This window comes from Mycobacterium sp. 852014-52144_SCH5372336, assembly GCF_001665615.1.
GTDB classification, from domain to species: Bacteria; Actinomycetota; Actinomycetes; order Mycobacteriales; family Mycobacteriaceae; genus Mycobacterium; species Mycobacterium neumannii_A.
Genome location: NZ_LZSW01000055.1, coordinates 292,117 through 303,442, shown reverse-complemented (window position 1 = coordinate 303,442; position 11,326 = coordinate 292,117). Strand labels below are relative to the sequence as shown.

Below are 11,326 nucleotides of genomic sequence, written 5' to 3'. Positions count from 1 at the left end.
CTACGATGCCCAACGGAGCGACCAGCCCCTGGTCGCAATCCAATAGATCGAGCCTCCGGCAGAACCAGGGCGGTTCAACCTGGGATCGGCCGGCATGCCAGTGCCGGAACATCTCCACGAAGTCGGTCACGTTCCACGATCTCCTCGCCAACTCAAGGCCCCTTCCAAGGCCCCGGGCGGGGCTCTTGAACGGAGCGAACCTGAGCAGCACCCCAACCCCAGCCGGACACGCCCCAAGGGGTGGGGAATTACGTGACGGCGGGTGGGGAATTACGTGACGGACAACCCCTCAACCTGGGGAATTACGTGACCGCTGACACGCAGCGTCACCGACGGCGGCTGGACCACCCGCATGAACAACCGCGGCGAAGTCGAATGGCTGCCCCCGCCGGGCCTCGACACCGGCCAAGCCCGCCTCAACTACTACCACCGACCCGAACGCCTCCTGCACCCCCACGACCCCGAAGAGCAACCCTCGACGCCTCGCACCGAACCGACCACGACCCCCGATGAAGACCCGCCGTCGAATGCTGAGCCTGCTGACGGCAACCAGGTCGCCGAGTCCGAGCCACCTGCGGTAGCGCCCGCCGACGATAACCAGACAGCCGACGAAATCGCAGACACGGCGTCAAGCACCGAGCCTGCTGACGGCAACGTCGCCGAAACAGAAACGGGCGCCGCAGTACCCACCGACGACAGCGAAATAGCCCACGAAGACACTGCGTCGGTTGCCGAGCCCGCCGACGACAATAACGCCGTCGAAACCGATTCCGCCGCCGCAGTGTCAGTCGACGGATCCGGTGAGCCCGGCGGACCAGCACCCCCAGGAGGCCGGGCGGCCTGACCGCCGGCGCGAACAAGCCCCGGGGATCCGCCTGGATTATCCGAGGCCGCGGGATCAACATCACTCGAGCAATTCGGCAAGTTCACGTTAACCACGGCAGCCGACTACACGACCTATGCACCGGCCGCGACCACGACACCGCCTCCAGCGCAATTACTGGCGCAAACCAACAGAAAAACCCCGGCCGATGGCCGGGGCGATCTGTAACCAATGACTCAACTCATCACAATGGTGTCCGAGGGGGGACTTGTCCGTCTACGACACGGGTCGTGGTCTGGCGATTGGGGCGCTGACCGCTTCGGTCAAGCACCGGTCCACCTTTTTCGCTCAATCGCGACGCCGAGGAGCTCGCCCATCGGGCGGCCAGCCGTCGGTACCGGACTCAAGCGGAATATTCAGAGATCGAAGCAGGATCGAAAAGAGCCGCCAATTGGCGATTGCTCCGACAAGTTCGACCAAAACCGCGTGATCGCTATTGAACGCCTTCTGGCACCCAGCCCAGTTTTCCTCGGAGATGACCCCGTCGCGTACCACATCATCGGTCGCTGCGAGGACCGCACGCTCGACTGGCCCGAGGCTTTCGGAATTCTGCCAGTCGCGCACCGCGAGGAGATCACGCTCAGGCACGCCGAGCAGTGTGGCGATTCGCCAATGTTGAGTCCATTCGTATTCGGAGCCAGTGATCCAGCCGATGCGCAAGATGACCAGCTCGCGTAGCCGCGCGTCAAGGGAACCGCGGAAGAGTAACGCGTCCAGCAGCCCATACAGCGCAACCGCCACACGCGGCTGATGAAGTGCCACGCGGAATACCGACAGCTCTGCCAACTCTTCGGGCAACCCACATTCGGCAGCTCGCAGCTGGGCCTGCTCACGGTCGAGCATCGGTACGCGTTCCGCCATGGTCACGGGTGGCCCTCTCTGTTGAACCTCTGCACCGCCGTTAGGGCGTGGGCAAAAAGACGTTGTGGAGCGCCCCACTTGATCGGGCACTTTCATCTGCAAGCGAAGTGAGCAGCTGTGCGAGCCCAGCGAATCCGGTTGATTCTCTGGTGATCCGGTCGAACGGCCAGCGGCCCATGGCGAGAATCTCGAGGGCTGCCCGGTAGGCGGGATACTCCACGCCGAGTGCGCCTACGACGTGTAATTCTTTATAGACCAACAAGTCTGGTTCAAACCGGGGCGCGCCGCCTCCTCCGCGGGTGCCGGCCACCACAATTGTGCCGCCGGGCCTGGCAAGGCCGACGGCATCGGCGAACGCGGAGGGTGCTTTGGCGGTGACGTCGACGACCACGTCGGCAAGCCGTCCGCCTGTCTCACGCTGAAGCGCGGTCGCTGCATCGTCCTGCGATACATCGATGGGCAGGTCGACACCGAATGATCTGGCGATGGCCAGTCGTTGTTCGTCGCGTGGGCCGACGCCGGTCATCGCGACGAACGCGGCTCCCGCCTCTTTGGCCGCCACCGCCGCACAGATTCCGCGGATGCCGGGCCCCAGGATCGCTACGACGTCCCCGGCCTTGGTGTCGGGAAGAGTCGCCCCCCATTGGATACCGGCCCCGAGAGGGTTGAACAACGTGGCGAGAACGGGGTCCATGTCTTCGGCAATCGGGAGCAGCATCGCGTCCCACGGAAGCTCCACATGGGTGGCGTATCCGCCCCATAAGCCCGCGCCGATCTCCACGTCGACGAACCCGAACATGGTGGCGATGCCGTTCACCGCGCACCGCCGGTATTCGCCGCGGCGGCACTCGGGGCAGTCTCGGCAGGACCGGAACACCTCAACGGCCACGCGCTGGCCGGCTTGTACACCCCAGCGTTGGCCGGCCGCAGCGCCGACATGTTCGACGATGCCGACGATTTCGTGCCCTGGAACGAATGAGAAGCCGGCAGGCAGGTGTCCGGTGAATTGTTCGTGATCTGTTCCGCACAGACCGCATGCTTCAACTCGCAGGATCGCACCCCGGTCGCCGACGTCGGGGATGATCATCTGGCGCCGCTGCAGACTCCGCGGTCCGGTCAGCACCATCGCCTCGGCGATCATGGAAGCTCGAATCCGGTGAACGACCCTGTGTTTCGGAGGCACACCGTTTTACCTACATACATTTCCCCGCCCATCGCCTCGGCAATCTGCGGATCGTCGCTGCGTGCGACGACTCTTCGCCCGTCGGACAGGTGCGCGATGATCGGAGTCCATCGAGGTTGCCCGTCTCGGTCGTAGACGACGGTGTATCCGTCCACTGTCGCGCAACCGGTCGCCTCGTCGACGCCTGCGACACCCAACCTCGATGAATCGATCTGAGCTTGCTCGACCGCCGTGTCGAGCAGTCGCCACCCGGTTGGTGGCGGGGTGGCCGACCACAGACCGACCGAATGCTTCGTCGAATACCACCCGAGGCCGGTGACGAGTCCGACATCGGTTGGGTCGCGTCTACACCGTCGGACCATCTCAACGATCGAGTGGCTGACGTAATTGTTTCCGGGACCGCCGTGATACGGCAGGCCTCCGGTTACTGTGAGGCCTCTGTCGTCGAGGGGGTCCAAGTCGAGAGCCTCGGCAGTCATCTCAATTGCCGACGGGAAGCAGGAGTAGAGATCGAACCACCGGATGTCGTCGATGGTCAACCGCCCCGCATTGAGAGCCTTCCGTGCCGCTACCTCGATACCCGATGAGCGACTGAGGTCCGGCCGTTCCACGGGGAAGTACACGTCGTTGCAAGTCGCTGCTGACCAGGGAAAGACCCAACGATCGCGCGCGACGCCCAATTCGTCCGCCACCTCGGCCGCCATGAGAATGAAGGCGGCAGCCATGTCGACGGACATGATGCTGTTGAGCAACTTGGGATAGGGCAAGCAGACCATGCGGTTTTCCGCGGTGACTTCGCTGAGTTCGGTGGCACTTCGTGCGCGTGGGAACCAGGCCTGTTCCGGATGGCGTGCCGCCTCGGCTGTGAACGGTGCCATCAGCGTGCCCAGCCACTCCCGTTGAGCATCGAAGTCGCGGCCGTGGCGCGCGGCGATCGCGGACTCGAAGATGGGATACACCTCGTGCGGCCAACTCAGACCCACCGACAATTCGGCTTGACTCAGCCCGGGGCGGGCGTCGCCCAGGGATTCGTCGCCGGAGCGGGGTGGGGGCGGCGAGTCGAGAAGTGCCCTGCCCTGAAGCTTGCGTGCGGAATGCCCGCTCTCCGCCCCGACGACCAGGACGACATCTGCACGGCCTTCGCGTATTTCGCCACCCAACACCTCGACGAGATACTGCGGGGTGTTTCCGCCGACGGGACAGCTGATGCGGCGGGCGGGACTGATGTGCATCGCTTCGGCGATCCTGCTGGCGGGATTGTCGCGCGGTATGACCAGGATGCCGGGAGTCGCGACGGTGTCGATGCGCCGCTCGACCGGGCGACCTGCGTCTTTGACCGCGCGGCGTGCGGCTTCTACCGCCAAGTCGATCGGGTCCACGAAGTCGTTCCCGCGATGGGTAACTTCGCCCACGCCGACGACAACCGGGGTACGCGCTTCTACCAACATCGGCATCGGCATCCGCTCAGGGCCACGGGGCTGACTTGAGACATAACTGCGATGGTGTCATGTGCGTGGGCAAGTCACAATGGTGTGCGCGCGCGGCATACTGGCTGTGTGTCGACGAGGTTGTTGAGATGGGGCGCCGCCGCGCCGACAGATCGTGGGTCCGCTCGCGACCGGTTGCTCGATGCTGCCGAGCGGTGCCTCGAGAGTTGCGGTGTGGTGGGCACGACTATGGAGGACATCGGCAGAACAGCGGGTGTGTCCAGGGCAACGGTGTATCGCTACTTCCCCAGTCGGGAGGCGGTGATGTCGGGCGTCATCATTCGCGCCGCCGAGCGCTATCTCGACCGCATCAGCCCGCGGATCGCGGCGCACGCCGACCTGGGCTCCGCGCTCGTCGACTTCGTGGAATACACGGTTGAGGCCGCGCGCCGCGAAGAGATCATCGGATTGTTGTTCGGCAGCGACGAGGAACTAGCCGGCGTGGGTCTCGCGGCGGGGACCTCGACGTCCCTCTTCGAAATCGTCACCGAATTTCTGCGTCCCATCTTCACCAGACACTGGAGTTGCGTGGAACCGGGGGTCTCCGTCGACGACGCCGCCGAGTGGGTTGTCCGCACGATACTGAGCCTGCTGACTGTTCGAGGGCCGCGGGAGCGCAGTCGTGACGGACTCCGGGCGTTTCTGTCGAGGTTTCTCCTTCCGGCGATCCTGGCGGGTGACCACGCTCGACCGATGTGACATCTATGGAGTAATGTCTCGACGGCAGATGAGGTAGGAGGGCCTGTGCAATTCACCACGTTCAACGAACAGGTCGCTGAGCAACTCAAGAGCGCAGCAGAAACCACGGGCGGGTTGGCCGGTTACCTCGGCTTCCGTCACACCGAATTCGCTGCGGGACGGCTCGTCGCGGAGATGGACGCACGCGACGACCTGAAGACGCCGTTCGGCAACCTGCATGGGGGCTGCTTATCGGCCATGGTCGACCACTGCCTCGGCGTGGTGTTTTATCCCGTGATTCCACTGGGATCTTGGGTCGCGACAACGGAGTTCAAACTGAATCTGCTTCGTCCGGTCTCCAGCGGCACCTGTGTAGCCACAGCTGAGATCATCGCGCTGGGCAGAACCAGCGGGGTGGCGCGGATCGACATCTGCAACGACGGCAGAGCGGTGTGTGCGGCCCAGGGAACCGTCACCGTCGTCGCACCGAAGACGAGCTCCTGATGTCGGCAAAGAGAACAGGCGATTCGTCGGCTCCTGTGGTCGAGCGCGTGCCCACGGCAGACGGGCTGGCGCTGGCCGTCGACCTCTACCACTGTGACGCACCGCGGGCGGTCGTGTTGCTCCTTCACGGCGGCGGTCAAAGCCGACACGCCTGGGACGTCACCGCCCAACGCCTGCACCAGCGGGGATACACGGTGGCCGCGTACGACACCAGGGGACACGGGGACAGCGACTGGGACCCCGACGGACGCTATGACATGGACCGGCTGGGGTCCGACCTATTGGCCGTGCGCTCATACGCCGATTCCGGCCGCCCCGTCGCCGCGATCGGCGCATCTCTGGGCGGGTTGACCATTCTCGGAACACACTTGCTCGCCCCGCCGGATCTATGGCAGGCCGTCGTGCTGGTTGACGTCACTCCGCGAATGGAGATGGACGGCGCCCGACGAGTCGTAGCGTTCATGTCGGCACACCCCGAAGGTTTCGACAGCCTAGAGTCGGCCGCTGACGTGATCGCCGCCTACAACCCGCACCGCCCTCGCCCCGAAAACCTCGACGGGCTCCGAAAAGTCCTCGCCCGTCGCGAAGACGGTCGCTGGTCCTGGCGATGGGATCCAGCCTTCGTGACGTCGAATTTCCAGTTCCTGCAGGGTGATCCAGACGAGGGCGCTGAGTACTTCGAGATGATGAGCGCCTTCCTTCTCGATGGTGCGCGGCAGGTGTCCGCGCCAACGCTGCTGGTCCGGGGCCTACTATCTGACATCGTCTCCGAAGAGACAGTAAGGCATTTCCTGACCGTCGTTCCGCACGCGCAAACCGTTGACGTGTCGGGCGCGGGACACATGATTGCCGGCGACAACAACGACGCATTCTCGACGGCGGTCGTCGAATTCCTCGACAGGACCATATGAACCCTGCTGTCGGTTGACTGCCCATGTAGGGCTGGCGCCTATCCTGCTCCTATGCCAACTGAACCAGTGCGGGTGTCTTTCCGCCGGCATGTGCGCGAAAAGGTTTTGAGGGCGACACGAGAACTCGCCATCGAGAAGGGCTGGGATCAGGTCCGGATGAGCGAGGTTGCCGAATCGGTCGGCGTCTCCCGCCCGACGTTGTACAAAGAGTTCGGCGACAAACAGGGGCTCGGCGACGCGCTTGTGGTGTCGGAGGGCCAGCGCTTTATGGAAGGCATTCTTGCCGTCCTTGCCGAACACGTGGGCGACGTGCGGGGCGGCATCACCGCAGCGGTGCAATTCACCCTCTGTGAAGCAGAAGACAGCCCGCTCCTCAAGGCAGTTCTGACGTCCAACCCTTCGGGGAATGATCGCGGTGGCTCGTCGTCTACTGGAGTCCTACCTCTTCTGCCGACGTCGGCTTCCCTGCTTCAGCTCTGCTCCGCGGCTCTGATCACGTGGTTTAACGACCACTTCGACGATCTCGATCCCGAAGACGTTGAGGAGGTCGCAGATGTTCTGGTGCGACTGACAGTGAGTCATGTTGTACTCCCCGCCGCGGACATCGCCACCACCGGTGAGCGGATCTCCCGCGTAGCACTCAGGTACCTGGGAGTTGTCCACAGTTTGTAGCCAGCAAGCTCTCGTGTCAGATCGAGCCGGCGAGGAGCTCTGAGCGGTCAACTCGGAGCTGCTGGCTGATGGCCCGCTTACTGGACATGAAATCGCGAGGACGATTGACGCAGTCGGCGGCGATGAGTTCGCCCTCGCGGAAGTAGAAGCAGCTGAAGTCACGGTCACGCGACGGGTCACCACTGAGCAACAGTTCGTCGTATCCGGCGTTGAGACCGGCAATCTGGAGTTTGAGATCGTACTGGTCGGACCAGAACCACGGAAGCGCAGCGATTGCGCTGTGTTTTCCGCAGATTGTCGCCGCAGCGATCTTGGCCTGCTCGCCGGCGCTCGATACGGATTCCAAACGAATACGCGAGCCGTATCGAGCCATGGTGTGGCTCGTGCAGTCGCCGGCGGCCACGATGTCGGGGTCGCTGGTGCGGGCCTGGTCGTCGATCACGATGCCGTTGTCGACGGATAATCCTGCGGCCGAGGCGAGCTCGGTGTTCGGCACCACACCGACGCCGACGATGACCAAGTCGGCGGGGATCGATTCGCCGTCAGCCAGCACGACCTCCTGCACCCCACCGTTACCGGAGAAGGCTTCGACGAGGGCGTGTGTTCGGATCTCCACTCCCTCGCCGCGGTGGATTCGCGTGTAAAACGCGGAAACCTCCGGCGCGGTGACCCTTTCGAGTACACGCTCGGTTGCCTCGAGGACGGTGACGTTCATGCCGAGCGAACACAGCGAGGCCGCCGTTTCCAACCCGATGTAACCGCCGCCCACGATCACAACCCTCCGACCCGGTGTGGCGGCGGCACGGATCAACTCGACGTCTGCAGCGGTACGCAGGTAGTGAATTCCGGGAAGATCCACCCCTGGTGTGGGGAGTCGTCTGGCCCTTGCGCCGGTGCATAACGCGAGCTTGGTGTACGTCAGCGTGTCGCCGGTGCTCAGAGACACACGCTTGGCACTCCGGTGGATCGCCTCCACGGTCGCATTCAAGAGTCGAATGTGCTGCTTTTCGTAGAAATCAGCGCCGCGAATCAGGAGGTCGTCGAGGCCGTTCTTGCCGGCCAGGTATCCCTTCGACAACGGAGGCCGGTGGTAGGGCAGTCCCCCCTCGTCGCCGATGAGCACGACCTCCCCAGACCACCCCTCCCTTCGAAGATTAGCTGCCAACTGCGCGCCGGCGTGGCTCGCGCCGACGATCACCGCTCGTTCGGGAGTCATGCACTCGGCCTGGGAGTGAGGCGAACCATCAGCTTGCTGATACCCCTGACGAAATTCGATTGCACATACTCGGGTTCGCCGACCACCTCGATGTTCTCAAAGCGAGGGAGCAATTCCTCCCACAGGATTCGAAGCTGCAACTCAGCAAGTCGGTTTCCCATGCACCTGTGCACGCCGAACCCGAACGAGATGTGATTGCGGGCGTTGCTCCTATCGATGATCAACTCATCGGCCCGCTCGAAGACACGCTCATCGCGGTTACCAGAGGCGTACCACATCACGACCTTGTCGCCCTTGCGGATGAATTGCCCGTTCAACATGATGTCTTTTTTCGCGACTCGGCGCATGTACGCCAACGGGGTCTGCCAGCGAATGATCTCGGACACCATGTTGGGAATCAGGTCAGGGTTCGCCTTCAACTTCTCGAACTGATCGGGGAACTGGTTCAAGGCGAGAACCCCTCCGCTCATCGAGTTGCGAGTCGTGTCGTTTCCCCCGACGATCAGCAATACCAAATTGCCGAGGAATTCCATCGGGCGGTCGATGAGATCCTTAGTGTCCTCGTTGGCCTGCAGCATCGTGATCAGATCGAAGCCCGGTCGCTCCCCGTTGGCGGTACGGGCCGCCTTGTCATGCCAGAGAGCGCTGAGCCCCTTCGCCATGTCGACCATGCCACGAAACACTCTGTCGTTGTCGGAAGGACCGCCATTGGCTTGCTCCATGGAGGTGGCGAGGTCCGACCATTCCACGAGCTTGTGCCGCTGCTCGTACGGGAAGTCCAGCAGGGTCGCGAGCATGCGCGCTGTCAGTTCGATGGAGACGTGGTGCACCCAATTGAACGGCTGATCCACCGGTAGATCGTCCAGCACTTCCTGGACACGCGAGCGGATCAGCCCCTCCATCTCGCGCAGGTTCTTCGGCGCGACAACCCCTTGGACGGAAGCGCGCTGCAGGTCGTGTTGTGGCGGATCCATCGCGATGAACATGGCGATGTCCATAAAACGAGGCGGTCTCCCGATGATGATGAACGGCTCTGCGGAGAAAGCCTCGTGGTTCTTGTCGACGGCGATGATGTCCGCGTGGCGGGTCACCGACCAGAACGGGCCGAACGGACTGCGAGCCTGGTAATGCACCGGCGCCTCGTTGCGCACGCGTTCGAAGTAGGACTTCCAGCGGCCTTGGCGGTAGAGGAACGGGTTGCTGAGATCGATGTCGGCGATATCGACGTCCTCGACCGGAGGAATGGGCGTCTCGGTGAAGATCTTCTTACCATTGGTTCCGGTTACCCACCGACGTGTCTTGTCGTAGAGGTGTGCGCCGCGGATTTGCAGCTCCAGAGGCACGGCAGACTGGGCTTTGGCGGCCACTGCCGCGGGAATACTCATTATTGTTTCCTCCAAATCCATGACGTTGTTTCAGAGCTGGAACTCAGGTAGCTCGACCGTCAAGCCATCCCATGCCTCGGAGGCGGCCATCTGGCAGGACAGCCTCGACGTCCGCTGACGCTCGGGGTTCATCGCGAGCATCTCCTCTTCGTTGGCGCCGCAGAGTCCCACCGTGTCCGACCACTCGGGAGCGACGATCACGTGGCATGTTCCGCATGCGGCTTCCCCTCCGCAATCGCCGTCGATGCCGGGCACCGCGTTATTGACCGCAATCTGCATCAAGGACTGCCCTTCGGCCAAGGGGGCTTCGTACTTCTCGCCGTCATGAGAGACGAAGGTGACGACTGCCATGATTAACTCTCCTCAATCTGGAACTTCTCTTTTTAGTGTTGTCGCGCGTGACCAGCGTCGCTAGACTCGCAGGAGTCAAAGAGTTGTGTTTTTAGCTCACGCGCAGGGAGGCACGTGAAACTCGACGACTCGGGTATGCCAGCGCTGGCTTTCCTGCAGATGCTGGACAGTGAGGCGCTGGGGCATGACGCCAGCATTGCGCTGCGCAGCATCATGGTTCGCGAGCACGTCACCGAGTCGATGTTGGTGGGCCGCGACGCGCAGGTCCCCTTACGGTGGTTCAGGGAGATATATTCCGATTTCGATTGTGATCAGGGAACCCGTCTGGGTTTCGCGTTCGCTGAACACGCCAAACTGACGTCCTTTGGGGCACTCAGTGTTCCCTTGGTCAGCGCGGGCTCGGTAGCCGAGGTTGTCGAGTTGCTTGCTTATCTGCCGGTGATCACCACAGCCCTCAGCCCGTCGTTCCATTCGACGGAACGCGGCCTCACGATCGGGCTCACCGGTCGCACCGGTGACGCGGGCCTGAACTGCCTGGCCGTCACCTACGGTGGGCTGGCGCTGTTGCGTCTGCTCGACATGCTCGCGGGTGCCGTACCGAATATTGAACTGCATCTGAGTCATTCAGCGCCGGAGTCGTGGGTTCTTCATGACGAAGTGTTGGCGGGTCGGATCTTCTTCGACGCCCCCAGCTCGTTCGTCCACGTTCCCGCGGCTACGCTGGAGGAGGTCTGTCGATTCTCCGATCCTGTGGCGTACCGGATTGCCGTCACCGATTTGCAGCGAACTCTCGATCAACGACGTGACACGTCGGTCTCCGAAAAAGTAAGGGACCTGCTCGAGAAAGATCCCGGAAAAACGAACATCAGCCGGACGGCGGGCGAGCTCTCGATATCCCCGAGCACGTTGAAGCGGCGCCTGCGCGAAGAGGGGACCACCTTTCGAGAATTACGTCAGTCGTTCTTGCAGGAGCGAGCAATTCTGCGAATTCTCGACAGATCGGTGTCTGTAAGCGAGATCGCGGCAGAACTCGGGTACGCGGACCTCACGAACTTCACACATGCGTTCAAACGGTGGACCGGTCGGTCACCGCGCCACTTCAGAAAAACGCGCGACTGAGCGCGCAAAGTTCCGCCCGGGCGCGTGCCGGGCGTCCACCGGAACCAGCGGGCTTCGCGATCGGCCTCATCTGTCA

The 11,326-nt window shown here is 62.9% G+C and carries 12 protein-coding genes; 6 read left to right on the top strand and 6 right to left on the bottom strand.

Annotated features, from left to right (window positions below):
* Positions 1-352: 352 nt before the first annotated feature.
* A complete protein-coding gene (locus tag A5759_RS18490) occupies positions 353-844 on the top strand; it encodes a hypothetical protein (protein ID WP_068200069.1) in 492 nt (163 codons plus the stop codon).
* Between the two features lie 327 nt (positions 845-1,171).
* Here the strand turns inward: A5759_RS18490 and A5759_RS18485 are convergent, their stop codons facing one another.
* Genes A5759_RS18485 through A5759_RS18475 form a run of 3 tightly spaced genes read right to left on the bottom strand, consistent with a single transcriptional unit; the run spans position 1,172 to position 4,375 of the window.
* A complete protein-coding gene (locus A5759_RS18485) occupies positions 1,172-1,750 on the bottom strand; it encodes a carboxymuconolactone decarboxylase family protein (RefSeq protein ID WP_005086626.1) in 579 nt (192 codons plus the stop codon).
* A gap of 34 nt (positions 1,751-1,784) precedes the next feature.
* Positions 1,785-2,885, bottom strand: coding sequence for a zinc-binding dehydrogenase (locus A5759_RS18480; protein WP_005086624.1), 1,101 nt, complete (start codon positions 2,883-2,885; stop codon positions 1,785-1,787).
* Positions 2,882-4,375 (bottom strand): acetyl-CoA acetyltransferase, encoded by a 1,494-nt coding sequence (locus A5759_RS18475; protein WP_005110545.1) that lies wholly within the window; start codon positions 4,373-4,375, stop codon positions 2,882-2,884. The genes A5759_RS18480 and A5759_RS18475 overlap by 4 nt, the downstream gene beginning before the upstream one ends.
* Before the next feature lie 84 nt (positions 4,376-4,459).
* On the opposite strand from A5759_RS18475, the gene A5759_RS18470 reads away from it, so the two are divergent.
* From A5759_RS18470 to A5759_RS18455, 4 genes are all read left to right on the top strand, one after another.
* Positions 4,460-5,113 carry a TetR/AcrR family transcriptional regulator gene (locus tag A5759_RS18470; RefSeq protein ID WP_369816234.1) on the top strand — a complete coding sequence of 218 codons (654 nt, stop codon included), beginning with the start codon at positions 4,460-4,462 and terminating at the stop codon, positions 5,111-5,113.
* A 45-nt stretch (positions 5,114-5,158) separates the two neighbouring features.
* Complete coding sequence (locus tag A5759_RS18465; RefSeq protein ID WP_005086620.1) at positions 5,159-5,596, top strand: PaaI family thioesterase; 438 nt, start codon at positions 5,159-5,161, stop codon at positions 5,594-5,596.
* Positions 5,596-6,507, top strand: coding sequence for an alpha/beta fold hydrolase (locus A5759_RS18460; protein WP_005086619.1), 912 nt, complete (start codon positions 5,596-5,598; stop codon positions 6,505-6,507). The genes A5759_RS18465 and A5759_RS18460 overlap by 1 nt, the downstream gene beginning before the upstream one ends.
* 90 nt (positions 6,508-6,597) lie before the next feature.
* The gene (locus A5759_RS18455; protein WP_005110548.1) at positions 6,598-7,179 is read left to right on the top strand and encodes a TetR/AcrR family transcriptional regulator; all 582 of its coding nucleotides are present in this window, start codon (positions 6,598-6,600) and stop codon (positions 7,177-7,179) included.
* A 16-nt stretch (positions 7,180-7,195) separates the two neighbouring features.
* Here the strand turns inward: A5759_RS18455 and A5759_RS18450 are convergent, their stop codons facing one another.
* The 3 genes from A5759_RS18450 to A5759_RS18440 are packed head-to-tail and all read right to left on the bottom strand — an operon-like array spanning position 7,196 to position 10,131.
* The gene (locus A5759_RS18450; protein ID WP_005086617.1) at positions 7,196-8,395 is read right to left on the bottom strand and encodes an NAD(P)/FAD-dependent oxidoreductase; all 1,200 of its coding nucleotides are present in this window, start codon (positions 8,393-8,395) and stop codon (positions 7,196-7,198) included.
* A complete protein-coding gene (locus A5759_RS18445; RefSeq protein WP_005086616.1) occupies positions 8,392-9,780 on the bottom strand; it encodes a cytochrome P450 in 1,389 nt (462 codons plus the stop codon). The genes A5759_RS18450 and A5759_RS18445 overlap by 4 nt, the downstream gene beginning before the upstream one ends.
* Before the next feature lie 30 nt (positions 9,781-9,810).
* On the bottom strand, positions 9,811-10,131 hold the full coding sequence (locus tag A5759_RS18440; protein ID WP_005086615.1) for a 2Fe-2S iron-sulfur cluster-binding protein: 321 nt from the start codon (positions 10,129-10,131) through the stop codon (positions 9,811-9,813).
* Between the two features lie 114 nt (positions 10,132-10,245).
* Between A5759_RS18440 and A5759_RS18435 the strand changes: the two genes are divergently transcribed.
* On the top strand, positions 10,246-11,250 hold the full coding sequence (locus A5759_RS18435) for an AraC family transcriptional regulator (protein WP_005086614.1): 1,005 nt from the start codon (positions 10,246-10,248) through the stop codon (positions 11,248-11,250).
* The last annotated feature ends 76 nt before the right edge of the window (positions 11,251-11,326 follow it).